The sequence below is a fragment of the Pseudomonas sp. PDM30 genome (assembly GCF_019218985.1).
Taxonomy (GTDB): Bacteria; Pseudomonadota; Gammaproteobacteria; order Pseudomonadales; family Pseudomonadaceae; genus Aquipseudomonas; species Aquipseudomonas jessenii.
In genome coordinates this window covers 1-255 of sequence record NZ_JAHUWM010000038.1, presented here as the reverse complement: position 1 = coordinate 255, position 255 = coordinate 1, and the positions used below count along the sequence as shown (strand labels likewise).

1 rRNA gene is annotated in these 255 nt (G+C 50.2%); it reads left to right on the top strand.

Annotated features, from left to right (window positions below):
• Positions 1-255, top strand: a 23S ribosomal RNA gene (locus tag KW840_RS29120); the annotation flags it as partial.

The following is a 255-nucleotide window of genomic DNA, read 5'->3' as shown; positions in this document are numbered from 1 at the left end:
AATCAACCGAGATTCCCTTAGTAGTGGCGAGCGAACGGGGACTAGCCCTTAAGTGGCTTTGAGATTAGCGGAACGCTCTGGAAAGTGCGGCCATAGTGGGTGATAGCCCTGTACGCGAAAATCTCTTGGTCATGAAATCGAGTAGGACGGAGCACGAGAAACTTTGTCTGAATATGGGGGGACCATCCTCCAAGGCTAAATACTACTGACTGACCGATAGTGAACTAGTACCGTGAGGGAAAGGCGAAAAGAACC